Source organism: Undibacter mobilis (assembly GCF_003367195.1).
In the GTDB taxonomy this organism is placed as follows: Bacteria; Pseudomonadota; Alphaproteobacteria; order Rhizobiales; family Xanthobacteraceae; genus Pseudolabrys; species Pseudolabrys mobilis.
The window spans coordinates 768,957-794,666 of record NZ_QRGO01000001.1 but is presented as its reverse complement, the minus strand read 5'-3'; the positions used below and the strand labels follow the sequence as shown (position 1 = coordinate 794,666).

Annotated in this window: 23 protein-coding genes and 2 pseudogenes; 11 read left to right on the top strand and 14 right to left on the bottom strand. The window is 64.3% G+C overall.

Features of this window, described 5'->3' with window-relative positions:
* Positions 1–2: 2 nt before the first annotated feature.
* The 7 genes from DXH78_RS03705 to DXH78_RS03675 all read right to left on the bottom strand — a co-directional run bounded on the left by DXH78_RS03705 (position 3) and on the right by DXH78_RS03675 (position 8,476).
* Positions 3–1,082, bottom strand: coding sequence for an ABC transporter permease (locus tag DXH78_RS03705; protein ID WP_115515793.1), 1,080 nt, complete (start codon positions 1,080–1,082; stop codon positions 3–5).
* Complete coding sequence (locus tag DXH78_RS03700) at positions 1,066–2,643, bottom strand: ABC transporter ATP-binding protein (RefSeq protein WP_115515792.1); 1,578 nt, start codon at positions 2,641–2,643, stop codon at positions 1,066–1,068. Before DXH78_RS03700 ends, DXH78_RS03705 begins: the two co-directional genes overlap by 17 nt.
* A 240-nt stretch (positions 2,644–2,883) precedes the next feature.
* Positions 2,884–3,771: a 2-oxo-4-hydroxy-4-carboxy-5-ureidoimidazoline decarboxylase gene (uraD, locus tag DXH78_RS03695; RefSeq protein ID WP_430727465.1), complete on the bottom strand. Its 888-nt coding sequence runs from the start codon at positions 3,769–3,771 to the stop codon at positions 2,884–2,886.
* A complete protein-coding gene (locus tag DXH78_RS03690; protein ID WP_115515790.1) occupies positions 3,768–4,970 on the bottom strand; it encodes a urate hydroxylase PuuD in 1,203 nt (400 codons plus the stop codon). Before DXH78_RS03690 ends, uraD begins: the two co-directional genes overlap by 4 nt.
* A gap of 89 nt (positions 4,971–5,059) precedes the next feature.
* Positions 5,060–6,544, bottom strand: a complete 1,485-nt coding sequence (locus DXH78_RS03685) for a S10 family peptidase (RefSeq protein WP_430727489.1) — start codon at positions 6,542–6,544, stop codon at positions 5,060–5,062.
* Positions 6,545–6,653: 109 nt separating this feature from the next.
* Entirely contained in the window at positions 6,654–6,926 is a 273-nt protein-coding gene (infA, locus tag DXH78_RS03680) for a translation initiation factor IF-1 (RefSeq protein ID WP_115515789.1), read from the bottom strand.
* A 116-nt stretch (positions 6,927–7,042) separates the two neighbouring features.
* Positions 7,043–8,476 carry a DEAD/DEAH box helicase gene (locus tag DXH78_RS03675; protein ID WP_210209504.1) on the bottom strand — a complete coding sequence of 478 codons (1,434 nt, stop codon included), beginning with the start codon at positions 8,474–8,476 and terminating at the stop codon, positions 7,043–7,045.
* A 134-nt stretch (positions 8,477–8,610) separates the two neighbouring features.
* On the opposite strand from DXH78_RS03675, the gene DXH78_RS19585 reads away from it, so the two are divergent.
* From DXH78_RS19585 to DXH78_RS03645, 7 genes are all read left to right on the top strand, one after another.
* Entirely contained in the window at positions 8,611–8,826 is a 216-nt protein-coding gene (locus tag DXH78_RS19585) for a hypothetical protein (protein ID WP_147292565.1), read from the top strand.
* Between the two features lie 28 nt (positions 8,827–8,854).
* Positions 8,855–10,048 (top strand): CaiB/BaiF CoA transferase family protein, encoded by a 1,194-nt coding sequence (locus DXH78_RS03670; protein WP_115515788.1) that lies wholly within the window; start codon positions 8,855–8,857, stop codon positions 10,046–10,048.
* A gap of 128 nt (positions 10,049–10,176) precedes the next feature.
* Positions 10,177–10,977 (top strand): enoyl-CoA hydratase, encoded by an 801-nt coding sequence (locus DXH78_RS03665; protein WP_115515787.1) that lies wholly within the window; start codon positions 10,177–10,179, stop codon positions 10,975–10,977.
* Between the two features lie 125 nt (positions 10,978–11,102).
* Positions 11,103–12,530 carry an NAD-dependent succinate-semialdehyde dehydrogenase gene (locus DXH78_RS03660; RefSeq protein ID WP_115515786.1) on the top strand — a complete coding sequence of 476 codons (1,428 nt, stop codon included), beginning with the start codon at positions 11,103–11,105 and terminating at the stop codon, positions 12,528–12,530.
* Between the two features lie 66 nt (positions 12,531–12,596).
* Positions 12,597–13,763, top strand: coding sequence for an NAD(P)-dependent oxidoreductase (locus DXH78_RS03655; RefSeq protein WP_347337755.1), 1,167 nt, complete (start codon positions 12,597–12,599; stop codon positions 13,761–13,763).
* A gap of 91 nt (positions 13,764–13,854) precedes the next feature.
* Complete coding sequence (locus DXH78_RS03650; protein ID WP_347337754.1) at positions 13,855–14,445, top strand: hypothetical protein; 591 nt, start codon at positions 13,855–13,857, stop codon at positions 14,443–14,445.
* Positions 14,446–14,812: 367 nt separating this feature from the next.
* A complete protein-coding gene (locus DXH78_RS03645) occupies positions 14,813–16,507 on the top strand; it encodes a methyl-accepting chemotaxis protein (protein ID WP_115515783.1) in 1,695 nt (564 codons plus the stop codon).
* Here the strand turns inward: DXH78_RS03645 and DXH78_RS03640 are convergent.
* The 3 genes from DXH78_RS03640 to DXH78_RS03630 are packed head-to-tail and all read right to left on the bottom strand — an operon-like array spanning position 16,504 to position 18,510.
* Complete coding sequence (locus DXH78_RS03640; protein ID WP_115515782.1) at positions 16,504–16,926, bottom strand: DUF983 domain-containing protein; 423 nt, start codon at positions 16,924–16,926, stop codon at positions 16,504–16,506. The genes DXH78_RS03645 and DXH78_RS03640 overlap by 4 nt on opposite strands.
* Positions 16,927–16,980: 54 nt before the next feature.
* Positions 16,981–17,211: a hypothetical protein gene (locus DXH78_RS03635; RefSeq protein ID WP_115515781.1), complete on the bottom strand. Its 231-nt coding sequence runs from the start codon at positions 17,209–17,211 to the stop codon at positions 16,981–16,983.
* Between the two features lie 6 nt (positions 17,212–17,217).
* Positions 17,218–18,510 (bottom strand): M24 family metallopeptidase, encoded by a 1,293-nt coding sequence (locus DXH78_RS03630; RefSeq protein ID WP_115515780.1) that lies wholly within the window; start codon positions 18,508–18,510, stop codon positions 17,218–17,220.
* A gap of 960 nt (positions 18,511–19,470) precedes the next feature.
* Between DXH78_RS03630 and DXH78_RS03625 the strand changes: the two genes are divergently transcribed.
* Positions 19,471–20,220, top strand: coding sequence for a sulfite exporter TauE/SafE family protein (locus tag DXH78_RS03625; protein WP_245416720.1), 750 nt, complete (start codon positions 19,471–19,473; stop codon positions 20,218–20,220).
* Between the two features lie 49 nt (positions 20,221–20,269).
* Positions 20,270–21,121, top strand: a complete 852-nt coding sequence (locus DXH78_RS03620; protein WP_115515778.1) for a cyclase family protein — start codon at positions 20,270–20,272, stop codon at positions 21,119–21,121.
* Here DXH78_RS03620 and DXH78_RS03615 read toward each other — a convergent pair.
* From DXH78_RS03615 to DXH78_RS03605, 4 genes and pseudogenes are all read right to left on the bottom strand, one after another.
* Positions 21,105–21,902, bottom strand: coding sequence for an ABC transporter ATP-binding protein (locus DXH78_RS03615; protein ID WP_115515777.1), 798 nt, complete (start codon positions 21,900–21,902; stop codon positions 21,105–21,107). The genes DXH78_RS03620 and DXH78_RS03615 overlap by 17 nt on opposite strands.
* The gene (locus tag DXH78_RS03610; protein ID WP_115515776.1) at positions 21,899–22,672 is read right to left on the bottom strand and encodes an ABC transporter permease; all 774 of its coding nucleotides are present in this window, start codon (positions 22,670–22,672) and stop codon (positions 21,899–21,901) included. The genes DXH78_RS03615 and DXH78_RS03610 overlap by 4 nt, the downstream gene beginning before the upstream one ends.
* Positions 22,600–22,791, bottom strand: a pseudogene (locus DXH78_RS20340) (hypothetical protein); the annotation flags it as partial. The gene DXH78_RS03610 and the pseudogene DXH78_RS20340, both read right to left, overlap by 73 nt.
* Before the next feature lie 92 nt (positions 22,792–22,883).
* Positions 22,884–23,654: pseudogene (locus tag DXH78_RS03605) on the bottom strand (ABC transporter substrate-binding protein); the annotation flags it as partial.
* Between the two features lie 210 nt (positions 23,655–23,864).
* Here DXH78_RS03605 and DXH78_RS03600 point away from each other — a divergent pair.
* Both DXH78_RS03600 and DXH78_RS03595 read left to right on the top strand, forming a co-directional pair.
* Entirely contained in the window at positions 23,865–24,722 is an 858-nt protein-coding gene (locus DXH78_RS03600; protein ID WP_115515774.1) for an alpha/beta fold hydrolase, read from the top strand.
* 39 nt (positions 24,723–24,761) lie between these two features.
* Positions 24,762–25,580, top strand: coding sequence for an SDR family NAD(P)-dependent oxidoreductase (locus DXH78_RS03595; protein ID WP_115515773.1), 819 nt, complete (start codon positions 24,762–24,764; stop codon positions 25,578–25,580).
* The last annotated feature ends 130 nt before the right edge of the window (positions 25,581–25,710 follow it).

The following is a 25,710-nucleotide window of genomic DNA, read 5'->3' as shown; positions in this document are numbered from 1 at the left end:
GCTCACGCGGCCTTCTGTTTCGTGGTCAGCAGGCGGATGCGATAGAGAATCAGGCTGTCGCAGGCGAGCACATAGAACAGCAACATGCCCTGAAACACCTTGGTCAGGTCGAGCGGCACCTTCATCGAGATCTGCGCGCCTTCGCCGCCGATGAAGGTCAGCGCGAGGAACAGGCCGGCGACGAGAATACCGACCGGATTGAGGCGGCCGAGGAAGGCGACGATGATCGCGGTGAATCCGTAACCGGGCGAAATGCCCGGCTGCAGCACGCCGACGGGACCGGCGACTTCGATGATGCCGGCAAGGCCTGCGAGCGCGCCGGATACGGCGAAGGTGAAAATCACCAGCTTCTCGGAGGAAAAACCGGCAAAGCGCGCCGCGCGCGGCGCCGCGCCAACGACGCGGATTTCAAAGCCCTTGATGCTGCGCCCGAGCATGACGGCCGCGGCGATCACCACCAGCACGGTGAGGATGACGCCGGCATGGAGGCGCCCGCCGTCCATGATCACCGGCACGGTGGCGACCGGATCGAATGAGGCGGTGGTCGGGAAGTTCATGCCCTTGGGATCACGCCACGGTCCGCGCACCAGATAATCGAGAATGAGATCGGCGACATAGACCAGCATCAGCGAAACCAGAATTTCGTTGGCGCCGAAGCGGGTCTTGCATAAGGCCGGGATCATCGCCCACAGCGCGCCGCCGAGCGCACCCATCACCAGCATCGCCGGCAACACCCATGGCCCGGCGCCGGTGCCATTGGTGACGACAGCCAGATAGCTGCCGGTGACCGCGCCGATCAGGAACTGGCCTTCGGCGCCGATATTCCAGACATTGGCGAGATAACAGAGCGAGAGCCCGATCGCGATCATGATCAGCGGTGAGGCCTTCACCGCGATTTCCATCAACGTGTAGGAGTCGGTCAGCGGCTCGATGAAATAGACATAGAGCGCGGTGACGGGGTTCTTGCCCAGGATCAGGAAGAAGACCGACATCGTCACCAGCGTGAGCGCGATCGCCAGCACGGGTGAGGCGAGCGCGATGAAGGCCGAGCGTTCGGCGCGCTTCTCAAGCACCAGCTGCATGAGAAACCTCCTCGACCGTCGCGGTTTCCGGCGCTGCGCCGCCCATCAGCAGGCCGAGCTTCTCGCGTGTCGCGTTGGCGGCGACGACCGGCTCGGACAGCGTGCCGTGAAACATCACCGCAATGCGGTCCGATATTTCGGCGAGTTCGTCGAGGTCCTGGCTGATCACCAGCACGGCGCTGCCGCGGCCCGACAGATCGACGAGCGCCTGGCGGATCACGGCCGCCGCGCCGGCATCGACGCCCCAGGTCGGCTGGCTCACCACCAGCACGCCGGGCTCGCGCAGGATTTCGCGGCCGACGATGAATTTCTGCAAATTGCCGCCGGACAGGCTCGCCGCTTCCGGATCGCGCTTGGCCTTGCGCACGTCAAAGGTCTTGGTCGTGGTATCGACCGCTTTCAGAGTCGCCGGCCTGTCGATGAAACCGTGATTGACCATGTGGCTGGCGGCATGGCCGGTCAGCAGCGCGTTTTCCGACAGCTTCATGCGCGGCGCGGTGCCGTGGCCGAGACGCTCTTCCGGCACGAAGGCGGCCCCAAGCTTGCGGCGCTGCGTGACCGACAGGTTGCCGGCGGCCTCGCCGTCGATGATGACATTGTCTTCATAGGGCGCCAGCCGTTCGCCCGACAGCGCGGAGAAAAACTCGTCCTGGCCGTTGCCGGCGACGCCGGCGATGCCGAGGATTTCGCCGCCGAATACTTCGAGCGATATGTTGCGCAAATACGTGCCGTGCGGATCGTCCGGCGCCATCGACAAATCGCGGATCAGGAGGCGAGGGATCGTCACAGCGCGCGCGGTGGTCGCCTTCACCTCGCCGATCTCGGCGCCGACCATCATGCGCGCCATCGATGCGGCGGTTTCGCTGCGCGGATTGCAGGTCGCGATCTTCTTGCCGCCGCGCAGGATGGTGGCGGTGTCGCAGAGGCGCTTCACCTCGTCTAGCTTGTGCGAGATGTAGAGCAGCGCGCGGCCTTCGCCCTTGAGGCGATCGAGCACGGTGAACAGCAGGTCGGCCTCCTGCGGCGTCAGCACCGCGGTCGGCTCGTCGAGGATCAGCAGCTTCGGGTTCTGCATCAGCGCGCGCACGATCTCGATGCGCTGGCGCTCGCCGACCGACAGCCGCCACACTTCGCGCCTGGGGTCGAGCGGCAGGCCGTAGTCGCGCGACACCTGCGCCAGGCGCGCCGACATGGCGGCGAAGGTTTCCTTGCCGTCGAGGCCGAGCGCAACGTTCTCGGCGACAGTCAGATTGTCGAACAGCGAGAAATGTTGAAACACCATGGCGATGCCGCGGGCGCGGGCGTCCGAGGGGCCGGACAGCTCGATTTTCTCGCCCAGCCAGCGCAGCTCGCCGGCGCTCGGCTGGATCAGGCCGTACATCGTCTTCACCAGCGTCGATTTGCCGGCGCCGTTTTCGCCAAGCAGCGCGTGGATTTCACCTGGATAGAGGTCGATGGAGACGTCGTCGTTGGCGAGGAAGGTGCCGTAACGCTTGGTGATGCCAATGGCCTGGAGCAGCGGCGCGCGCGCGGAAGGATTGGCCGGCCCCTGATCCGTCATGTGAAAGGCTGTCCCGTTACTCGTAACTGGCGACGCCGCCGAAATCCCCCGCGGGGCGTCTAGAAAAGTGACAAGCCAATATTGTGCCAATTCAGGCGGCAGTAGAAGGGACCAATTGTCATCACCCCCTGCCTATCCACGCGCCAATTGCGGCATTCCGGCCTGCCGTTTAGGCAAATTTCCGCTTTGACGCGTTTCCGGACGGTGCACCGGTTTCCACTTCGCCTGGAAACGCTTTGCTCAGCTGCCTCGGTAGGTTCCGTAGGCCCAGGGCGAGGCCGAGATCGGAACGTGGTAATGCCCCTCCGGCTCGGCGACGCCAAAGCGGATCGGCACCACGTCAAGGAATGGCGGGTCAGGCAGCGCCACGCCTCGGTGTCTGAAATAAGCGCCGATGAAAAAGCGCAGTTCGTAGACGCCTTTCGGGATCGGCCGCCCGCCGATCAAGGGGGCGTCGGTGCGGCCGTCCCGGTTGGTCGCTGTCGTGACGATGAGGCGCTCGGCGCCGTCGTGCGACAACTCCCACAATTCTATCGCGACACCCTCGGCCGGCCGGCCGCTGTGGGTGTCGAGCACATGGGTGGAGAGGCGCCCCGAGATCGGCAATGCGTCCGGGGCGCTGACGCGCTGGTCGAGGCGCAGCGCACCGATGCGGAAGATTTCGCCGAGCGCGGTGTCGGTTTCGGCGGTGCCACCTTGGGCGAGACGGCGCTCGAATTCGGCGAGGATCGAATCTCGGGTGTGCCGGCGCACGCAGACGATGAACGGAATGCCGAATTTGGCCTTGTAGGCATCGTTGAGCTGATGGAAGCGCGCGTAGTCGGCTTCGCTCAGGCGGTCGAGCCCGGCGCTGAGCTGCTCGCGTGTCGAGTCCGGCGTCAGCGCGCCGGCGCGCGCCGCCTTGCCGGCGAGATCGGGATGCGCCGTGATCAGCTTCTGTCGCGCCTCGGCCGGCGCGGCCCGCACCGCGGCGACCATTGCTTCATGAAGCGCGGAAAGCGTCGCGAACGGCCGTTGCTTGGCCGCGGCTTCGGCGACCCAGGGCGAATGCTCGTAAATGTCCGCCAGCGCCGCGGTGAAATCGGCGGCGCTCATGGCGTTGAGTTGGTCGAGCGTTATCGCCATCACTCGCCCGGCGCTCCCGCCGCATACCACGCTGCGATCACCTGCCGTTCTTCCGGCGTCATCTCGGTCACATTGCCCGGCGGCATGGCGCTGGCGTAGCCGGCCTGCAACGCAATCAGCTTGGCGTGCAATTTGATCGCTTCAGCGGTGTCGAGATGGATGGCCTTGGGGGCCTCGCCGATACCGGTCCAGACCGGTTCGGCGGTGTGGCACATGCTGCAGCGGGACATCACGATTTCATTGACCTGCGCGAATGTCGGCGTCGCCGGCAGCGCGCCGGCCTTGCCGTCTTTGGGTCCGTTGGTCGAGAGCCACAGCACCAGCATCATGGCGAAAGCGGCGACGAACCAGGTCCACCACGGACTGTCCTTGCCCTCGTGCCGCGCGTTGAAGAAGTGGCGGATCACCGGGCCGACCACCAGCACGATGGCGACGATGATCCAGTTGTATTTGGTCGCGAACAGCAGCGGATGGTGATTGCTCAGCATCAGGAACACGACCGGCAGCGTCAGGTAGTTGTTGTGCACCGAGCGCTGCTTGCCGAGTTCGCCCCACAGCGGGTTCGGCTTTTCGCCGGCGATCAGCGCCGCCACCGTCTTGCGCTGGTTCGGCATGATGACGGCGAACACGTTCGCCACCATGATGGTGCCGATCAGCGCGCCGATCTGGGTGAAGGCGCCGCGGCCGCTGAACACATGGGTGAAGCCGTAAGTCAGCGCGACGAGATAGACATAACCGACCAGCGCCAGCGCCACCTCATGCTTGCCGAGCGGCGAGCGGCACAGCGCCTCATAAACCAGCCAGCTTGCCACCAGACTTCCGAACGCGATGGCCGCCGCCATCGGCGCGCTCATGTTCAGCACCGACTTGTCGATGAGGAACAGGTCGGCCTGCATGTAATAGACCAGCACCAGCAGCGCGAAGCCGGACAGCCAGGTCGTATAGGCTTCCCATTTGAACCAGGTCAGTTCGTCCGGCATTTTCGACGGCGCCACCAGAAACTTGATCATCTGGTAGAAGCCGCCGCCATGCACTTGCCAGGCATCGCCCTTGACGCCGTCGGGCAGGCCGGCGCGCTTCTTCAGGCTGAGGTCGAGGTGGATGAAATAAAACGACGAGCCGATCCAGGCGATACCGGCGACGACGTGCAGCCAGCGCACCGTGGCGCTCAGCAGTTCGGATGCGACGAGAGTGAAGTCCACGCGGCGGCCCCCAAAAGCGCTCGAAGAACGCCCGGCCGTGCCACCATGACAGATGGCCCGCCGGTAATTCAAGGGAGCTTGTGGCCGGACTATTCCGCCGCGCGATAGAAGGCGGCGGCGTCGGTCGAGAAGGCTTTGCGCTGGTCGGCGGCGATATAGAACATGTGACCGCCGCGATAGAGCTTGAACTGGACGCGGCCGGATGGGCCGATCGGCGGCAGATGGTCGAGCACATAACGCGACATGCCGTAGGGCGTGACCATGTCGGCATAGCCATGGACCACCATTAGCCGGAACGACGGGCTGAACGCCAGCAAGGTGCGGATGTCGTCGTCCGAGGTCGCGGCGAAACGGCCGCCATTGCCCCAGTCCCAGTTGCCGCTGATGTCATTGGCGAGCAGCGTATAGGTCATCTCGGTCTTGAAGCCGAGTTCGTTGCGGGCGTAATCGGCAAAGCCGCCGCCATAGGCGCGCGACACGCCATCGAGAATCGGGTCCGGTCCGCGCGCGGAGCGGCGCTCCGGGTTCGGATCGTCGACGGCATAATCGGCGTCGTAGCGGCTGACGATCTTGCCGGCGCGGATGGTCTTGACGAAATCGTTGATGAAGCCGCGCGCACTCGTGATCGTGCCTTCCGGCACGCCGGTCATGGCGGCGACGCGGCCATAGAAGGATTTGGCGGCATCGCCCTCCGGCCGTTTGCCGGCGAGCGTAACGAGATAATCCGTCATGGCGAATTTTTCCGCCGCGGCCTGAGCTTGCGGCGTGAAGGCTTTCTTGTGCTCGAGTTCGGCGGCGGCGAGCGACGGCAGTTGCAAGGCGGCGCGTAGTGCCGAGGTGTCGTCGCCGAAGGTCAGCCAGCCTTCGAGCAAGGGCGAGACGAGAACGAGGCCGCTCACGGCGAGGCCTTGCTCGCGCAGCAGGGCGCGTGCCGTCTTCACGGCGCGGAAACCGCCATAGCTTTCGCCGAGCAGATATTTCGGCGAGCCGCCGCGGTTGTTGCGTGCGACATAAAGCGCGATCGCTTTCGCCATGGCGTCGGCGTCGCTGCGCACGCCCCAGAAATGCTTGGCGTCTTCGCTCTTGGTGGCGCGGCTCCAGCCGGTGCCGACGGGATCGATCAGCACCAGATCGGTGAAGGCAAGCCACGTCGCCGGATTGTCGCGCAGTTCGGCGCGCGCGGCGTCATGACCATCGGGGCCGAGTTCGAGAATGCGCGGCCCGACCACGCCCATGTGCAGATAGGCCGACGCGGCGCCCGGCCCGCCATTGAAGGCGAAGGTCAGCGGCCGGTTCGGGCCGGCATTTTTGGCGACATAGGCAGTGTAATACACCGCCGCACTCTGGCTGCCGGACTGGTCATAGAACGGCAGCGTGCCCGCGGTTGCGGTGTAGTCGATCTTGCCCTGCGGCGTGGCGATGGAATGCTGCGTGATCGCGTCGGCCGGCAGCAGCTTGAGAATGCCGCCGGCGGCGGCTTCGCGGCGGGCCTCGGGACGTTCTTTCGCCGTCTCGGCGGCAGGTTGTGCGACGGCGGCGGAAGCGCCGATCAGCAGCGCCAGCATGAAAGCGATGGGGGAGGCTTTGATCATGGTCGGCCGACGCTCCATGCTGTGCGCGCTTCGCGCGATCGCCCGCCGGAAACGAAATGTCCCGGCGCGAGGGCCGGGACATTTAGAGAGACTAACGGCGGCGGAAATTCGGCCGGCGCTGTTGCGGCGATGGCGCGGGTGCGTCGCCCTTATGTCGGAAACTGATGCGGCCACGCTGCAGGTCGTAGGGCGACATTTCCACGATGACACGGTCGCCGACACCGGTGCGGATGCGGAATTTGCGCATCTTGCCGGCGGTGTAGGCCAGCACCTCGTGCTCGTTATCGAGCTTCACCCGGAAATTGCCGTCCGGCAACACTTCGGTCACCGTCCCGTCGAACTCCAGCATTTCTTCTTTCGGCATCCAAATCCTCTCCCGGGAGGCCCACGCCCTGTAACGGCCGGGGCTACCTTTATCCGAAAAACCGATGCCTCCCCAAGGCCGTTTTTGGCCTTTGGGGAGGTAATTAACTCGGCCGTTTAGCGCGGGGCGTGGCCGCGGGGCCGGTTCGGACCTCGTTGCATGAACTTCATCGCGCCGATGTCCTCGCCGCCCTGACCGCCGCCGGCGGCCGCGACCTGGCGGTTGCCATTGCGATGGCCGTTCTGGTGGCCGCCATTGGGATGGCCTTTGGCGCGCTGTTCGTCACGACCCTGGCCTTGGCCGCCATGGCCCTGGCCGTTGCGGCCACGGTTCTGGCCGTTGCCGCCGCGGCGGTTGCGTTCACCGTTGCGGCTGTTGGCATGATGATGGGGCGCCGGCTCGGCCCGGCTGGGTGCCCTGCCGGTGCGCTTGTCTTCCGACGGGATCTTGATGCGGATCGTGCGCTCGATGTCGCGCAGGAAGCCGTTCTCTTCATGATCGCAGAACGAGATCGCGACGCCGTCGCGGCCGGCGCGCGCGGTGCGGCCGATGCGATGCACGTAGGATTCCGGAATGTTCGGCAGATCGTAATTGACGACATGGCTGATGCCGTCGACGTCGATGCCGCGCGCGGCGATGTCGGTCGCGATCAGGATGCGCAGCGAGCCGTCACGGAACTGGGCGAGCACGCGCTCGCGCTGGTTCTGCGACTTGTTGCCGTGGATCGCGGCCGAAGGCAGACCGGCGCTTTCGAGCTGACGCACGACCTTGTCAGCGCCGTGCTTGGTGCGGGTGAACACCAGCACGCGGTCGATGGTCTCGGACTTGATGACCTCGACCAGCAGGCCGGGCTTCGCCGACTTTTCGGTGAGGATCACGCGCTGCACGATGCGCTCGACGGTGGTCGATTCCGGCGTCACCGATACACGCTCGGGATTCTTGAGCATGGATTCGGCGAGCTGGGTGATTTCCTTCGGCATGGTGGCCGAGAAGAACAGCGTCTGACGCTTTTGCGGCAGCATCTGCACGATCTTCTTGATGTCGCGGATGAAGCCCATGTCGAGCATGCGGTCGGCTTCGTCGAGCACCAGGATTTCAACCTGATCGAGCACCACCGAACGCTGCTGAACGAGATCGAGCAGACGGCCCGGCGTCGCCACCAGCACTTCGGCGCCGCGCGCCATGCCGCGGGACTGCCGGTTGATCGGCACGCCGCCAATGGCGAGTTCGACCGTCAGCGGGCGGATGTGCCGGCCATAGGTGCGGAAGCTGTCGGCAATCTGGCCGGACAGTTCGCGCGTCGGCGACAGGACCAGCACGCGGGCGGCCTTCTGCGCCGGGCGCATGCGGTTGTTGACGATGTGGTTGAGGATCGGCAGCGCAAATGATGCGGTCTTGCCGGTGCCGGTCTGGGCAATACCAACGATGTCGCGGCCTGTCATGGCGGCGGGGATGGTCTGGGCCTGGATCGGGGTGGGGGTTTCGTATTTCTCTTCGGCAAGGGCGCGAAGAATCGGTTCGGCAAGGCCGAAGTCGTTGAAGTTAGTCAAAACGTCTCTTTTCTAATGCGTTGACACGACCGAGCGCGCGTCGCGCGCACGGCGGATCGGGGTTTCAAGACATCCCGCGTTGCCAGGGTTGTCGTGTCGGTTCAGTGAGGCGGAAGAGGCGGGGCGAAAATCGTTTGATCGAGATCGATCTGATGGAAATTCGTGCACGCAGCCCGCGGAGCTCGAATCGAGCCTTCATCCGCAGGGCTGATATGACAGCGCGGCGTGTTCTTTTCAAGGCCGAATTCGGCAATATCGCGCCGGATCGTGAACGAATCCTGCCCGAACGGGCGCTATTCATCGCCAATAGACTTCCCGGCCAGGATCGGGGAAGGTCTTGGTCCCGTTGAAGCTTTTGACCGTGTGGAGCTGCCTTTAATGCCGTTTCCCCGGGCGTCTTCCGCCCTGTCCCGATTCACCATTCTCGACCTCACCCGCGTCCGTTCGGGGCCAACCTGCGTGCGGCAGCTCGCCGACTGGGGTGCCAATGTCATCAAGATCGAGACGCCGCCGCACCTGGAAAAGGGCGAAGGGCCCGGCGGCCCGCGCGAGAATGGCGACTTCCAGAACCTCCATCGCAACAAACGCAGCATCACGCTCGATTTGAAATCGCCGAAGGGTCTCGCGGCCTTCAAGCGCCTCGTCGAAAAGGCCGATGTCGTGGTCGAGAACTTCCGGCCCGACGTGAAGGGCCGCCTCGGCATCGACTACGAGTCATTGAAGGCGATCAACAAGCGCATCGTGCTCGCCAGCATTTCCGGCTTCGGTCAGGACGGGCCTTATCGCGATCGTCCCGGCTTCGATCAGATTGCGCAAGGCATGGGCGGCTTGATGTCTATTACCGGCGAGCCCGGTCGCGGTCCGATGCGTGTCGGCATTCCGATCGCCGATCTGTGCGCCGGCCTGTTCTGCGCGCTCGGCATCCAGACCGCGCTGCTCGAACGCGAAGTGTCCGGCGAGGGCCAGTGGGTGCAGACGTCGTTGCTGCAGGCACAGGTCTTCATGCTCGACTTCCAGGCGGCGCGCTGGCTGCAACAAGGTGAAGTCGCCGGTCAGGCCGGCAACGATCATCCGACCACGATTCCGACCGGCGTGTTCAAGACTGCGGACGGTCACATCAACATCGCCGTCGCCGGTCATGTGATCTGGGAACGTTTCTGCAAGGCTCTCGGCGCGCCGGAGCTGCTCGACAATCCCGACTTCAAGACCAACACCTTGCGCTCGAAGAATCGAAAAGCGGTCAACGACGCGATCGGCGCGAAGACGGTCCACAAGACCAGCGCCGAATGGATCGCGCTGTTCGAAAAGGCGGGCGTGCCCTCCGGGCCGATCAATTCGATCGACCAGGTGTTCGCCGACGAGCAGGTCAAGCATCTCAAGCTCGCGCAGGACGGCATCAAGCCGAACGGCGAGACCCAGACATTCGTTGGCCAACCGGTTGGTCTGTCGCGCACGCCGAGCCGCATCGCCGCCACGCCGCCGAGCCAGGGCGAGCATACCGACGAGGTGTTCAGGGAATTCGGCTTTGCCGACGATGAAATCGCCGCGCTGCACGATGCCAAGGCGGTGTAGTTCACCATTCCGGGGCGCACCGCAGGTGCGAATCCGGAATCCAGACGGATATTCGGAATTTTTTCTGGATTTCGGGTTCGGCGCTGCGCGCCGCCCCGGAATGACGGAAGAGTGGAAGGACATTTGATATGAACGCGCCCCTGACGACCGACAAGATGCTGTCCCGCAAGGAGGGTCAGGTCGGCTATCTCACGTTCAATAATCCCGACAAGCTCAACGCCGTGTCGCTCGACATGTGGGAGGCGGCGGAGAGCTATCTCGACGCGTTCAAGCGCGACGACAATATCCGTGTCGTCATCGTCACCGGCGCCGGGGGCAAGGCCTTCGTGTCGGGCGCCGACATCTCCAAGTTCGGCAGCGAGCGCTCCAGCAAGGAAGCCTCCGATCGCTACAACGAGGCGGTCGATCGCGCTTACGGCGCCTTCTACGATTTCCCCAAGCCGACCATCGCCATGATCCGCGGCTATTGCGTCGGCGGCGGCGTCGGGCTGGCGCTTGCCTGCGATATGCGCATCTGCACCGAAGGTTCGAAGTTCGCCGTGCCCGCGGCCAAACTGTCGCTCGGCTATCGCTATTCCGGTCTGAAGAAACTCGTCGACGTCGTCGGCCCGTCTTTCGCCAAGGAGATCTTCTACACCGCGCGGCAGTTCACCGCGCAGGAGGCGCAGGGCATGGGCCTCGTCAATCGCGTGCTGCCCGATGGCGAACTGGAATCCTATGTACAGAATTATGCCGAGACCATCGCCGGCAATGCGCCGCTCACGGTCGACTCGGTGAAGTTCATCGTCAACGAAATCCTCAAGGACCCCGCCGACCGCGACATGGCCAAAGCCGAGGCGATGGTGCAGGCCTGCTTTGCGTCCGGCGACTATATCGAGGGCCGCAAGGCCTTCATGGAAAAGCGCAAGCCGAAATTCACCGGCAAGTAAGCCGGCTGTTTGTTCCGAATTATCTTTCGCGACGCGGCGGCAGGCCCGTGTGGCCGCACCCGGCTGAAAGTGCTAAGGCACGCGCCGGGTTTCCGCCCGTTTCCGGGAAACGATGAGGTTCGCATATGTATACCGATCTCAAGCTTTATATCGACGGCCAGTGGCTCGGCGCCGACAACCGCAAGAGCGAAGACGTCATCAATCCGGCGACCGGCAAGGTGCTGGCCAAGCTGCCGCATGCCTCGAAGGCCGATCTCGATGCGGCGCTGGCTGCCGCCGACAAGGCGTTCGGTCCGTGGAGCCGGACGTCGGCCTATGACCGTTCCAACCTCTTGCGCAAGGCCGCGATGCTGATGCGCGAGCGCGCCGATCACATCGCGCGCGTGCAGACGCAGGAGCAGGGCAAGCCGTTCCCGGAATCGCGCATCGAAGTGATGACCTCCGCCGACATTACGGACTGGTATGCCGAGGAAGGCCGCCGGGCTTACGGCCGCATCGTGCCGGGCCGCATGAAGGGCACGCGCCAGATCGTGGTGCAGGAGCCGATCGGCGTCGCCGCCGCCTTCACGCCGTGGAATTTCCCGACGCTGACGCCGATCCGCAAGATCGCCGGCGCCCTGGCCGCGGGCTGCACGCTCATCATCAAGGCTTCGGAAGAAGTGCCGGGCGGCTGTGTCGAGCTGGTGAAGTGCTTCGCCGATGCCGGCGTGCCGGCGGGCGTGCTCAATCTGGTCTTCGGCGTGCCGGCAGAGGTGTCGGAGCACATCATCCCGTCGCCGATCATCAAGAAGGTGTCGTTCACCGGCTCGGTGCCGGTGGGCAAGCATCTGGCCGCGATGGCAGCGCGCGGCATGAAGCGCGCCACCATGGAGCTCGGCGGCCATTCGCCGGTGCTGGTGTTCGACGACGCCGACCCGATCAAGGCGGCCGACACCATTGCCGCGTTCAAATATCGCAATGCCGGTCAGGTCTGTATCTCGCCGACGCGCTTCTATGTGCAGGAGAAGAATTACGCCAAGTTCGTCGAGCGCTTCGTCGAATATGCCAAGGGTCTCACCCTTGGTGATGGCCTCGAGAAGGAAACCAAAATGGGCCCGCTCGCCAATCCGCGCCGGCTCGACGCCATGGAATCCTTCGTCAACGACGCCAAGGCGCGGGGCGGCAAGATCGCGACCGGCGGCAATCGTCATGGCAATCAGGGCTTCTTCTTCGAGCCGACCGTCATCACCGACATCCCGGATGATTCCAAGATCATGACCGAGGAGCCGTTCGGCCCGCTGGCGCCGATCGTGCCGTTCAAGACCCTCGACGAGGTCATCGAACGCGCCAACTCGCTGCCCTTCGGACTTGCCTCTTATGCCTTCACCACCTCGACGGCGACCGCCAATGCGGTGGGCGATGGCATCCAGGCCGGCATGGTCGGCATCAACTCGGTGGCGGTGTCGACGCCGGAGACGCCGTTCGGCGGCGTCAAGGATTCCGGCTACGGCTCGGAAGGCGGCATCGAAGGCCTGCAGGCCTATCTGAACACCAAGTTCATCTCGCAGGCCTAAGCGCGCCCGGTCATCGTCTGTGCAGGCGGACGGTGCAGCTCTTGCAACGACAAATGGCCGGGCGCAATGCCCGGCCGTTTTGTTTGGTGGCGTCCCTCCCGCACGTCCCACGCCCGGCGTGCGCGGATCGCCCATGCAGGGCCCGACGCCCCGGATGCAACGCCCGCCTGCGGTCCTTGCCCACCACTGGCGCGTATCGCGGGGAACCGCTATTCGAAGAGGCAAGACGACATCGCCGCGGTCAACGCGGGAGAAATGGCAAGGGAGAGACTTTTAATGTCCAAGAACACGCAGAAGATCGGCTGGATCGGAACCGGGCGCATGGGCGCGCCGATGGCCGAGCGCCTGCTCAAGGCCGGCTACGACGTCACCGTCTGGAATCGCACGCGCGCGAAAGCCGAGCCGCTGGCGAAAAGCGGTGGCAAGGTCGTCGACAAATTGTCCGACCTCGCCGGCCTCGATGTCGTGTTCTCGATCGTCTCGACCGGCAAGGATCTCGACGAAATCTATTTCGGACCGAATGGCGTGCTCGCCGGCGGCGGCAAGGCGCCGAAGATCGTGGTCGATTGCTCGACGATTTCGATCGAGGATTCGGTCGATATCCGCCGCAAGCTGATGGAAGCCGGCAGCGACTACATCACCGCGCCGGTGTCCGGCAACGCCAAGGTCATCAAGGCCGGCAAGCTGTCCTCCGTCATTTCGGGGCCGGAAGCCACCGCGAACTCGGTCAAGCCGCTCATCGACATCATCGCGCCGCAGGGCGTCGCTTATGTCGGCGAAGGCGATCTCGCCCGCGTCTGCAAGATCGCGCACAACGTCATGCTCGGCGTCGTCATCGAGAATCTGATCGAGATCACGCTGCTCGCCAACAAGATGGGCGTGCCGCGCCACGCCTTCCTCGCCTTCATGAACAACGGCGTCATGGGCTCGATGTTCACCAAGTACAAGTCGCCGGCTTTGGTCAATCTCGACTGGACCACCACCTTCACGCCCGAACTGCTGCGCAAGGATCTCGATCTCGGGCTCGCGCTCGGCCGCGAATTCGATGTGCCGATGCCGGTGACCGCGGCGACGCGCGAGGTGCTGCAGGGCCACTTCGGCGCGGCGATGCTGCAGAAGGACCCCGAAGCCTATCTGCAGAAGGATTTTGCGGCGCTGATGGAGACCATGGCGCTCGCCTCCGGCATGACGCTCGAGCCGGAGAACGTGAAGGTCGCCACCGGGCTGGAGTAAAGCGCATCCGCGCCGGCTGAATTGGCTGTCATTGCCTCCCGCGGCGGGCCATGGTGGCCCCCGCGACGCTCTTCGGCGTCTGAAGGGGGCAATGATGAATCCGCAGATCAATGAGCTGATCGGCAAGATCAAGCAGCTCGAGTCCGAACTTGACGCCGAGCTGGCCAAGCGCGGCGCCGAACTGCGCTTTGGCCTGGAGCATGGCCGCGTCGCCTTCGAGGAAGAGCTGCTGCGCCGTCATCGCGAATTGCGGCAGAAGCTGCTGCCCTATGTCTTCGGCGCCCGCCCTCTGGTGATGCTGGTGGCGCCGGTCATCTATGCCGGCATCGTGCCGTTCGTGCTGCTCGACCTGTTCGTTTCCGTCTATCAGGCCGTGTGCTTCCCGGTGTACGGCATCGCCAAGGTGAAGCGCGCCGACTACCTGGTGTTCGACCGTCACCATCTGGCCTATCTCAACGCGCTCGAAAAACTCAACTGCGCCTATTGCTCCTATGCCAACGGCCTCATCGCCTATGTTCGCGAGATCGTGGCGCGCACCGAGCAGTACTGGTGTCCGATCAAGCACGCGCGGCGCGTTATCGGCTCGCATGCACGCTATGCGATGTTCGACGACTACGGCGATGGCGAGGGCTATCGGGAGCGGCTTGAGGAACTGCGGAAGAATCTGGCCAAAGACGCTTGATGCCGATCGGGCCGGGGTCAGCATGGGCCAAAAAAGAGGGGCCTCCTTTCGGAAGCCCCTTGACAACAAGGTGGAGGATTCTCGCTGCCGCACACCGCGTTATGGAAGGTGGCGACACGCGCACAACAGCGTAAGTGAAGCCGCAGCGCTCTCTTGGCTCAAGTAAAGATGGCGTAACAAAATTCCGCTCCGACGAAAGCGGCCGTCGTGCCGGACCCGTCCTCCGGTGTGCCGATTTTGTAGCCATGGTCTGCCGGACTGTCATAAATGCGTATGCGACGCTGGCATGACTCCGTCATTAAGCAATCGGGAACACATGAAGGTCTAAATACCGTCACGCTGAATTTCCTGCCTGACCGGAACTCCAATGCCGCGCGCATTTTCGATTCGATTGCCGATCGCCGCCAAGGCGATGCTGCTGATCGGAGCCCTCGGCATTTTATCGGCCGCCGCCAACTGGTACAGCCTGCGCAGCTTGCGCGACGTCGATCGCCTGAACGACATCATCACGCGTGAAATCGCGCCGGTGCGGCTCATTCTCACGGAATCCAAGATCGCCGCGGAATCGCTCGGTCTGGCGACGTACAAAATGGCCGCCGCCAGCGATCCGGAAACCATCCGCGAAGCCGTCGATGAGCGCGCCGGCCAGTACGCATCCGCCAAGCATTGGCTCGGCGGCGTGATTGAGGCGATGCCGGATCGCGAGAACGACGTCCGCGGCATGCTGCGCCGGCTCGACGTGCTCAACGGCCTCGCCGATGAGGTGCTGGCTGCGATCAAGGCCGGTGACAATGACAAGGTGCGCCATCTGCTCGAATTCCGCTTCGATCCGGCGATCGTCGACACCACGACCAGCATGAACCGCCTGATCGACGTTCTCGGCGGCCAGATGCGCGTCGCCATCGATACGGCGAGCGAGAAGAAGGCCGCCACCTACAGCCTGCTCACCATCATGCTGGTCGCGGGCACGCTTCTCACCATTCTGCTCGCCATGCTGCTGGCTCAACGCACGGTGGCGCGGCCGCTGCGCCGTCTGGCTTTTGCCATGCGCGAGATCGCGCAGGGTCGTCTCGACGCGCCGATCGAGGGACTCAAGCGCGGTGACGAGGTCGGCACCATGGCGCGCGCCGTGCTGGTGTTCCGCGACAACGCCGCGGCGCTGAAGGATGCGCAGGAGATGCGCAAGCGGGCGCGTGAGCAGGCGGCGGAGGACAAGCGTCAGGCGCTCGACCAGCTCGCCCGCAATTTCGAGAGCAAGATTCTGAGCGTCGCCGCCGCGCTCGCGCATTCGGCTTCCGAACTTGACCGTTCGGCGCAAGCCATGAGTGAAGTCGCCGACGAATCCGGCGATCATGCCGGCACCGCCGCCGTCGTGGCGCAGGAAACGACCGAAGTCGCCAGCACGGTGGCGGCGGCCATCGAGGAGTTGTCGGCGTCGATGCACGACATTGACGGCCAGCTTACCAACGCCACCGGCGCCGTGGTCGATGCTTCGCGCCGCGCCGAAATCGCCGTGACGAATGTCGACAGCCTCACGCAGGCGGTCGGCGATATCGACAAGGTCGTCGGCATGATCCAGGCGATCGCCAGCCAGACCAACCTGCTGGCGCTCAACGCCACCATCGAGGCGGCGCGCGCCGGCGAGGCCGGCCGCGGCTTTGCCGTGGTGGCGCAGGAGGTCAAGTCGCTGGCGACGCAGACCACGCAGGCGCTCGCCGATATCCGCAGCAAGACCGAATCGGTTGCCGGCATCATCGGCGGCGTGCGCAGCACGACGCAGTCCATCGTCCAGGGCATTGCCGGCATCCGTACCGTGGCGCGCGCCATCACCGAGGCGGTCGGCCTGCAGAGTCATGCAACGCAGAAGATCGCCGAGACCGTCGAAGGCGCCGCGCTGCGCTCGCGCCAGGTGTCGCAGACCGTCGATGGCGTCAATGAATTTGCCGCGCGCACCCGCACCGGCGCCGGCGAAATCCAGTACGCCGCCGCCGGCCTGAGTCGTCAGGCCGCGGCGTTGCAGGTCGAGGCGCAGGAATTCATCGAGCGGGTGCGGGCGGGTTAGCTTGCGCCGCCGGCCTGGCGGGCCTTTTTCGCCGCCTCGAAGCCGTGCAGCCCGGCATACCATTGCAGCGCGACGACCGTGCCCTTGATCGGCTGCAAGAGCGTCATTGCCATCACGAAGGCGATCGCCGGCCACAGCGACACGCTGAGCCAGATCGGCGGCGTGTAGTTCATCTCCACCGCCAGCACGACCGGCACCAGCAGAAAGCCGGTCAGCACCGTGACGAGATAGGCCGGGAAATCGTCGGCGCGATGATGGTGCAGCTCCTCGCCGCAGGCGGGGCAGGTGTCGGCGACTTTGAGAAAGGCGCGGAACATGCGGCCTTTGCCGCAGGCCGGGCACTTGCCGCGAAAGCCGCGGCCCAGCGCGCCGAAGGCGCTGCGCGGCAGCGCGCCGGCCTTCTCGATCTTGTCGTCCATATCGGCGTTCCGGTCCGGCGGCGTTGCCGGCAGCCGCCTTGTAGCACGCGGCCGCTAGCCCGCCATCGCGCGGATCAAGGCCAGCACCGGATAACCGAAAGCGCCGTCGATCTGATAGGCGAGATTGCGCAGCCACGGCGGCGCCTGGTCGGTATAGGCGAACAGCATGAAGGCGAGGGCCACTGCCACCGCCGCGCCGCCCCACATCGCGAACGAGACGTAGCGCGCGCGGTTTTCCGCGCGCTGCTTCTCGGTCATGTAGCGGGGGTCGACGGGCGGCAGCATTCTCCCTCAATACCGGTTTGCGATTGGCAGCTCTTCCGCCGGGAACAGCGAGATCACCTTGCAGCCCTTGTCGGTGACCACGACCTCTTCCTCGATGCGCGCGCCGGAATAGCCGTCGGTCGCCGGGCAATAGGTCTCGATCGCGAACACCATGCCTTCCTTGATCTCGGTCGGGTGATCCATCGACACCACGCGCGAGATCACCGGCCGCTCGTGCAGCGCGAGGCCGAGGCCGTGCGCGAATTGCAGACCGAAGGCCGAGGTTTCGTCCGGGAAGCCGAATTCCTGCGCCGTCGGGAAGGCTTCGGCGATATGCGAGGTGGTGGCGCCGGGCTTGATGCGGGCCATCGCATTGTCGAGCCATTCGCGGCACTGCTTGTAGGCATCGCGCTGCGCCGGCGTCGCGCGGCCGACATTGAAGGTGCGGTAGTAGCAGGTGCGATAGCCCATGAACGACTGCAGGATGTCGAAGAAGGCCTGGTCGCCGGGGCGGATCATGCGGTCGGTGAAGTTGTGCGGATGCGGGTTGCAGCGCTCGCCCGAGATGGCGTTCACCGCCTCGACGTCGTCGGAGCCATGGCGATAGAGAAACTCGTTGACCATGCCGACGATGTCGTTCTCGCGCACGCCGGGGCGCAGCTTCTCGTTGATCAGGTCATAGGCGCCGTCCACCATCGCCGCGGCGCGGTTGAGCAAATGGATCTCGTCCTGCGACTTGATCTCGCGTGCCTCCAGCATCACCTGCTGGCCGTCCACCACGTTGATGCCGGCCTTCTGCAGTTCGAACATCATCGGCGGTTCGATGAGATCGACGCCGACCGGCATGTCGGCGACGCCGGCCTCCTTGAGCAGGGAGGCGATTTCGCCGGCATGCTTCTTCATCAGGCCGAAGGCGGGATTGACCATGCCGCGCATGCCGATCAGGCCGGCCTTGCAGTTCTCCGGCGCCAGCCAGGGCGTGTACAGCTTGTGATGGACGGCGGCCGAGCCGAAGTCCCACAGGATCGGCTCGCCGGTGCGGGTCAGCAGCGCCCACCGGCACAGCTTGTCGCGCTCCCATTCGCCGATCTTGGTCGAGGTGATGTAGCGGATGTTGTTGACGTCGAAGACCAGCAGCGCGCCGAGTTCGGACTTTTCCAGCGCCTGCTTGGTGCGGCCGAGGCGGTAGCGGTGCAGGCGCTGGTAATTGACGCGCTCCTCGAAATCGACGCCGGTGATGCCGAGCGAGGGCAGCGCGCGGCCCCAATTGTGGCGCGGGTTGATGTCTTCGGCGCTGATCTTGCGGACGGTCTGGTCCATGGGGCTTCCTCGCACGGTTCTTGTTGTGCCGGCGCATGGGCGGCCGGCTTGGTCGCGCGGCATTATAGCGGCTGGCTGCCCCGGCAACAGGGTTGGGCAGAAAACTCTCTGCCCGTCATTCCGGGGCGCCACGAAGTGGCGAACCCGGAATCCAGATGCCGCAGCACTTATTCGGCCTCATCCTGAGGAGCCCGAGCGTAGCGAGGGCGTCTCGAAGGATTGAGGCCCCATGGTTCGAGACGCCCGGCTGCGCCGGGCTCCTCACCATGAGGGCGGAATTTATTCAAGATGCCGCTTGACTGTATTTAAGCCTAGGTCTATATTCCCATGCATCCCGCCCCTTCGACGAGGGGTGTCTGATCAGCGTCTCCAGATGCTGGGGCGGGGAGCGGTGGCCGGGTTCGGGGCGTCGGAGATGCGGCGCACATTCCCCTCCCGGCGGTCCAAGCCGCTCGCTCCCGGCGCGCCTTGCCGCGCGCCACTGGGGCGGAACTGCGCGTGCCAAGGGAGCAGAAGTCTTCGGCGGCGGCGCGATCGACACCAGGTCGCGCCCAAACCGGCGGCGAGGAAGCCACCCCGCCCGCGCAGGAAAGTCCCGCAGCGGTGGATAGCAATGGTCCGTCCACCGGGGGTCGAGCGGAGCAAGCCACAAAACACCGCGTGCGGAACGCCGGAGGTCCGGCAATTCCGTGGTGACGACGTCTGTGCGCACTACCAAACCAACACGCGCACAGAGCTGCGGGGCTGTTCGGGCCCCGGCGTTCCGCGCGCCCTCGTTATCGAAGGGCGATGGAATGAAGGTTCGGGACTGCGGCCTGCCCGGGGCCGACCAAACAATGCGGGCGATGACGCATGTCTGCAGCCCTTCGCCAATCATTGACCCTGCCTTGCCGAACTGCGCATTGCCCCTGCGCATGGTCTCGACCATGGTCGCCGTTCGCTTCACGAAGGAAATGCACATTGGATATCGCTCCGTTTCAGACTCTGCTGGCGATCGCCGCGATTTTCGCGCTGGCCGGTCTCGTCAAAGGCGTCATCGGCATGGGCTTGCCGACCGTGGCCATCGGTCTGCTCGGCCTGATGATGCCGCCGGCGCAAGCCGCCGCGGTGCTGATCGTGCCGTCGCTGATCAGCAATATCTGGCAGGCCGTGGTGGGCGGCGCCTTTCGCGAACTCGTCGCGCGGCTGTGGCCGCTGTTCGCCGGCATCGTCATCGGCACCGCGATCGGCGCGATCTGGCTTGTGCACAGCGGCGGCAGCGGCGCGACGTTGTGGCTCGGTCTTGCGCTGGTCGCCTATGCCTTGCTCGGTCTGTTCAAGATCGAATTCAAGGTGCCGGCCGCGCGCGAAGGCATCATCGGCTTTGCCTGCGGCATTGCCACCGGCGCGATTACGGTCGCGACCGGGGTCTTCGCCATTCCCATGGTGCCATACATCCAGGGCCTGAGCCTCGACCGCCACCGGCTCGTGCAGGCGCTCGGCCTGTGTTTCACCGTCTGCACGATTGCGCTTGCGGCCGCGCTGGGCCACGCGGGTGAGTTGAACGCCGATTTGATGTGGCCATCGTTGGCAGGCCTTGTCGCCGTGCTGGTCGGCATGAGGCTCGGCCAATTACTCAGGGGCCGCATAAGGCCGGAGGTATTCCGGCTATGCTTTTTCGCCGGCCTGCTGATGCTTGGCGGGCATCTGGCTTTGCGATCCGTCCTGTGATGGACTGTTGGTACACAAACGATTGCCGGTACCAGACGGAGCCCAGCGCATGAAAGTCGTCGATCTCTCCCACGTCATGAACGTGCATACGCCCGGCTGGGTCGGTTATGCCGGCAACAAGATGTACTACGCGCAGAACCTGCAGACGGTGCGCATCGTGGCGCAGCGCATCGACACCGCGCTGCATGTCGGCACCCATTTCGACGGCGCCATGCACGCGACCGACGATCCGAACGGCGACATGGCGCACCTGCCGCTCGACTACCTGATGAATCGCGGCGTCGTGGTCGATATCTCCAAGCACATGCACGACTGGGCGGTGATTACGCCGGAGATCATCGAGTCATCGGGCGCCGATATCCGCGAGGGCGATATCCTCATCCTGCATACCGGCTGGCACAAGCACTATGAAGGCCGGCCGCAGCAGGATCTGGTGAAGTACTTCTGCTATCACCCGGGGCCGAACCTCGACACCTTGCACTGGATGCTGAAGAAGAAGATCAAGTGGTGGGGCATGGACACCGGCTCCTGCGATCACGCCATGAACACCTCGATCCGCTTCATGCGGCCGGATATTGCCGAGGAATTCACGAAGAAGCACGGCAAGACGCCCGGCGAGTTCTTCGGCACCTTCGAATTCACGCACAAGAAGTCAGGCCGGCTGGTCCGCGACAATGTGTTTCCGTTCCACACCTGGGCCTTCGCCGAAGGCCTGCTGCACGCCGAGAACATCGGCGGCGACATTGAGCTGATGCTCAACAAGCGCTGCGTGATCGGCGCCTTCCCGTGGCGCTATGAGGGGCTGGAAAGCTGCCCGTGCCGCATCGTCTGCTTCGAGGACACCGACATGTCGGTCGAAGCGATCGGCGATGCCGCGCGCGCCATCATGCCGAGGCGCTAGCCGTGTGAACGAGGCGCCGATCGGCGACGTTGCCTTGCAACGTCGCCTGAATCGCCTCGCGCAAGGTGCCGTAGTCGGCGGCGTCCCATTGCTTGACGTGAATGTCGGCGAGCAGCTTCGCCGACTTGCCGAACACCACGATGCGGTCGCCGACGGCAATGGCTTCCTCTAACTGGTGCGTGATGAGAATGGCGGTCGAGCCGCATTCGCGCGCCAGCGCCAGAAATTCGCCGCGCAATTCGGCCGCGGTGACTTCGTCGAGATGACCGAAGGCTTCGTCGGCCAACAGGATTGCCGGCTGCACGGCGAAAGCGCGGGCGATCGCCACGCGCTGGCGCATGCCGCCGGACAGTTCGTGGGGATAGGCGTTGACGAAATGGGCGAGCCCCAGCCGCGTCAGCCATTGCAGCGCGCGTTCGCGCTGCTCGTTCTCCGGCACGCGTAGGAGTTCGAGCGGCAGTTTGGCGTTGTCGAGGGCGGTTCGCCACGGCAGCAGGCGGTCCTGCTGGAATACGGTGGCGATTTTTCCGCGAAAATAGTCGAAGTCGGCGAAGGGGCTGCGATCGCCGATGGTCAGCGTACCTTCGGTCGGCTTGTCGAGGCCGATCATCAGATCGAAGAAGGTCGATTTGCCGCAGCCGGTCTGCCCGACGATGGCGACGACTTCCTTCGGCGCGATGCTGAGATCGAGCCGGTCGATGGCGACGACCGATTGGCCTGACGTTGTCTGGCGGAAGACTTTGCGCAGGCCGCGCGCGGCGATGGGAGGCGGGCTGGTCATGTGCGCCACCGCAGCAGCCGGCGCTCCACCCGCGCGACCAGCGCTTCGAGCAGGAACAGAAGCGCCACCAGAACGATGGTCCAGGCGAACACGTCCGCTACCGAGAACAGTTCCTGCGCGACGGAGAGTTGGTGCCCGATGCCGGTCACGGCGCCGACCAGTTCGGCGATGGTGACGACGCGGATGGCCAGGCTGATGTTGACCTTCCAGCTCGTGAACACGCTGGGCAGGATCGCCGGCAGCATCAGCTTGACGAAATAGTCGCTGGCCGTCGGTCGGAACGACAGCATCATGTTGCGCAAATCGCGCGACACGCCGCGCATGGCGTCGAGCGAGTCGACCAGGAACACCGGGCCGCAGACGACCACCAGCACAAAGGCGATGCGGAATTCCACGCCGGGAAACCACAGCACCGCGAAAAGGATCCACGACACCACGGGCACGGCCATCAAGATGCGGATCATCGGATGCAGATAGTTGTCGAGGGTTTGCGAGCGATACATCGCCATGGCCACGAGCAGGCCGAGCACGAAGGAGACAATCAGCGCGCCGATGACGCGCGCCAGCGTCACCACGATATCGAGCGGCGTGATCGTGGCGATGCTCTTCGCGATCTTCACGAGGCTCGGCACCGCGAAAGGCGGGATGCCGAGATAGGGCGCAAGGTGAGACAGCGTTTCCCACGCTGCGGCGAAGATCAGCAGCGAAATGAACGTCTGCCTGGGAAACGCAATGTCAGGTGCAGATTCCCGCGGGGTCTCGAGCGCCATTGGCCTACTGCGCGTAGAAGATCTTGTCGTCCGGGACTTGCGTGTAGAAACCGGCCTTCACAGCCAGCTCCATCATGTCCTTCACCGATTTGCGGGCGGCGGTGTCGGACATCGGCTTCACCTCGAACCGGAAGCGTCCGCCGGAGATTGCAGCAGAGAGAATGCCGGGTGGCAGCTTGGTGGTTTCGGCGCCGATCTTGTCGGCAGCCGCGGTTTCCTCATGAAAAACCTTGGCGACGTCCTGCAGCGCGGCGATGAGCTTCTTCGGCGCCGTCGGGTCTTTCTCGATCAGGCCGGCGCGCATGGCGGGCACCAGCTCCCAGCCGGTCTCGCCCGTGACTTCCTTCCAGCCTTCGGCGCCGTTGAAGATGACTTTCCAGTCCGGGTTCTGTCTGGTGATGATGCTGGCGAGCGGTTCGATCACCATCGCCGCGTCGACGCGGCTGGCTTCGAGTTGCGCGCGCGCCACTGCGAAGTTGGCGTTGACGACAGTGATGTCCTTGCCGAGGTCGATGCCCTTGGCCAGTGCATAGATCTTCACCACCTGAAACTGCGCGCTGCCCATGTCCATGGCAATTTGCTTGCCCTTGAGGTCGGCAAGCGACTTGATCGCCGGGTCCTTGGCGAAGATCACGAGATCGGCGAGTGTTATGCCGGTGCCGATGATGCGGGCCGGCACGCCTTCCTGATAGAGCTTCTGAAAAACCGTCGGGCCGCCCAGCACGACGTCGGTTTCGCCGGTGGCAAAGCCGGCATAATAGGCGGAGATCGCGGGATAGGCCTGAATTTCCAGCGTGAAGCCATGCTTCTCGTCCAGGCCGCGTGTCTTCATGATATTCCAGACCAGCGGCGCGATGACCGGCAGCGTCAGGCTGGAGACCTTGATGGTGGTTTTCAGTTGCGCCTCGGCGGGCGGCGCAAAAACCGCGGCAAGGGCGACGGCAGCGATCAGTGCAGTGAAGCGGCGTCGAAAAGAAAACATCGACTCTTCTCCCTGATGGAGGCGACCAAACCTTTCGCTTTAAGCCGATTGGCTTCAAGCGCGTTTCTATCGTCCGTCAGGGCCGGGCGATGAGACAAGTCGCGTCACCGCAAGGCCCCGTCGAAGCAGGATCCCGGCATTCACGTCTTTGGACTTTACTCGGGATTTGTTTGTGTGCAAACTAATAACTACCGCGAGAGCGAGGGAACGATGTCGCAGATCCGAACCAAGGATGGCGTCAGCCTCTACTACGAGGAAGCCGGAAGCGGCACGCCCATCGTTTTTATTCACGAATATGCCGGCGACTGGCGCACCTGGGAGCCGCAGATGCGGTTCTTTTCGCGGGCGCACCGCTGCATCACTTACAGCCAGCGCGGGTATCCGCCGTCCGATGTGCCGACCGACCCGGGAAAATACGGCCAGGATCTGGCGCGCGATGATGTGATCGCGCTGATGGACGCGCTGAAAATCGACAAGGCTCACATTGTCGGCCATTCCATGGGCGCGCTTACTGCGCTGCTGGTCGGAATCAAGTATCCGGAGCGTTGTCTGTCGGTGACGGCCGCCGGCTGTGGCTACGGCTCCAGCCCGGACGCCAAGATCGTCGAGCAGACGCGCGAAGCCTCGCGCGAAACCGCCAAGATGTTCGAGACCGTCGATTTCCCCACTGCGGCGGCACGCTATGCCGACGGCGCGACGCGGCAGACGCACAAATACAAGGATCCGCGCGGCTTTGCCGAATTTGCGAAGATGCTCGCCGAGCATTCGCCGGTCGGTCATGCCATGACCATGCGCGAGGTCCAGTCCAAGCGCCCGACCTTGTGGGACATCCAGGACGACCTCAAGAAATTCAAGCTGCCGCTTCTGGTGCTGGTTGGTGACGAGGACGACTGGTGCCTGGAGGCGAGCGTCTTCATCAAGCGCACGGTGCCCACCGCGGGTCTCGTCGTCATTCCGCGCTCCGGTCACACCATTACCAGCGAAGAGCCGGCCGCGTTCAACGCCGCGCTCGCCGACCTCATCGCCAATGCCGAGGCCGGCAAGTGGATGTCGCACCGCGCCCCGTAAATCGAACAAGACAACCGACAGAGTGAATGGAGACTCAGGATGGACCTGAACTTAAAGGGTAAGACCGCACTGGTAACCGGCGGTTCGGAAGGAATCGGCAAGGGCATTGCGCTGGCGCTCGCCAAGGAAGGCGTCGATGTTGCCATTTGCGCGCGCCGCATGGAGCCGCTCAAGGCAACGGCCGACGAAATCGCCAAGGCCACCGGCCGCAAGATCGTGCCGATCACGGCGGATTTGCGCTCCGACAAGGAGGCCAGGAATTTCGTCGAGCAGGGCCACAAAGCGCTCGGCCGCATCGACATCATGGTGAACAATGCCGGCTCCGCCGCCGGCGGCGTCATCGAGCATTTGACGGAAGACGACTGGGAAAAGGGTCTGCAGCTCAAGTTCATGGGCTATGTGCGCTGTCTGCGCTACGTGCTGCCGATCATGCGTGCCCAGGGCGGCGGCCGTGTCGTCAACCTCATCGGCAATGACGGTGTGAAGCCGTCCTACTGGGAAATCTGCCCCGGTGCAGCCAACGCGGCGGGCCAGAATCTCACGCTGTCGCTCGCCGGGCAGTACGGCAAGGAGAATATCTCCTTTGTGGCGGTCAATCCGGGCCCGGTGCGGACCGAGCGCTGGGCCGGTCTGGTCGATGCCATGGCGCGCGACATGAAGATTCCGCGGGAAGAAGCCGACAAGCTGGCGCCAGCCTCGATTCCGCTCGGTCGTATCGCGGAGGTTGAGGAAGTCGCCAATCTCGTCGTCATGCTGGCGTCGCCCATGATGCACATGGTCAATGGCACCATGATCGAAATCGATGGCGGCCAGGACAAGCCGCTCATGGACCGCTTCCGCGATCGGCCGAGAGGGTGAGCAGCCGCCGATCGGGGCTCATTCTGCATTCATGCCGGGACGTTTGCTTGACAGGGTGGAAAGGCAGTCGGACTATTCGGAACACCGAAAAAAATCCGATTGGGGAAGCACGAATTGTCGAACTCGCGGT

Coding starts and splice junctions, on each gene's coding strand:
- DXH78_RS03705 (WP_115515793.1), bottom strand. CDS start 1,082: ATGCAGCTGGTGCTTGAGAAGCGCGCCGAACGCTCGGCCTTCATCGCG.
- DXH78_RS03700 (WP_115515792.1), bottom strand. CDS start 2,643: ATGACGGATCAGGGGCCGGCCAATCCTTCCGCGCGCGCGCCGCTGCTC.
- infA (WP_115515789.1), bottom strand. CDS start 6,926: ATGCCGAAAGAAGAAATGCTGGAGTTCGACGGGACGGTGACCGAAGTG.
- DXH78_RS03670 (WP_115515788.1), top strand. CDS start 8,855: ATGCCGTTTCCCCGGGCGTCTTCCGCCCTGTCCCGATTCACCATTCTC.
- DXH78_RS03665 (WP_115515787.1), top strand. CDS start 10,177: ATGAACGCGCCCCTGACGACCGACAAGATGCTGTCCCGCAAGGAGGGT.
- DXH78_RS03660 (WP_115515786.1), top strand. CDS start 11,103: ATGTATACCGATCTCAAGCTTTATATCGACGGCCAGTGGCTCGGCGCC.
- DXH78_RS03655 (WP_347337755.1), top strand. CDS start 12,597: ATGCCCGGCCGTTTTGTTTGGTGGCGTCCCTCCCGCACGTCCCACGCC.
- DXH78_RS03650 (WP_347337754.1), top strand. CDS start 13,855: ATGATGAATCCGCAGATCAATGAGCTGATCGGCAAGATCAAGCAGCTC.
- DXH78_RS03645 (WP_115515783.1), top strand. CDS start 14,813: ATGCCGCGCGCATTTTCGATTCGATTGCCGATCGCCGCCAAGGCGATG.
- DXH78_RS03640 (WP_115515782.1), bottom strand. CDS start 16,926: ATGGACGACAAGATCGAGAAGGCCGGCGCGCTGCCGCGCAGCGCCTTC.
- DXH78_RS03635 (WP_115515781.1), bottom strand. CDS start 17,211: ATGCTGCCGCCCGTCGACCCCCGCTACATGACCGAGAAGCAGCGCGCG.
- DXH78_RS03630 (WP_115515780.1), bottom strand. CDS start 18,510: ATGGACCAGACCGTCCGCAAGATCAGCGCCGAAGACATCAACCCGCGC.
- DXH78_RS03620 (WP_115515778.1), top strand. CDS start 20,270: ATGAAAGTCGTCGATCTCTCCCACGTCATGAACGTGCATACGCCCGGC.
- DXH78_RS03615 (WP_115515777.1), bottom strand. CDS start 21,902: ATGACCAGCCCGCCTCCCATCGCCGCGCGCGGCCTGCGCAAAGTCTTC.
- DXH78_RS03610 (WP_115515776.1), bottom strand. CDS start 22,672: ATGGCGCTCGAGACCCCGCGGGAATCTGCACCTGACATTGCGTTTCCC.
- DXH78_RS03600 (WP_115515774.1), top strand. CDS start 23,865: ATGTCGCAGATCCGAACCAAGGATGGCGTCAGCCTCTACTACGAGGAA.
- DXH78_RS03595 (WP_115515773.1), top strand. CDS start 24,762: ATGGACCTGAACTTAAAGGGTAAGACCGCACTGGTAACCGGCGGTTCG.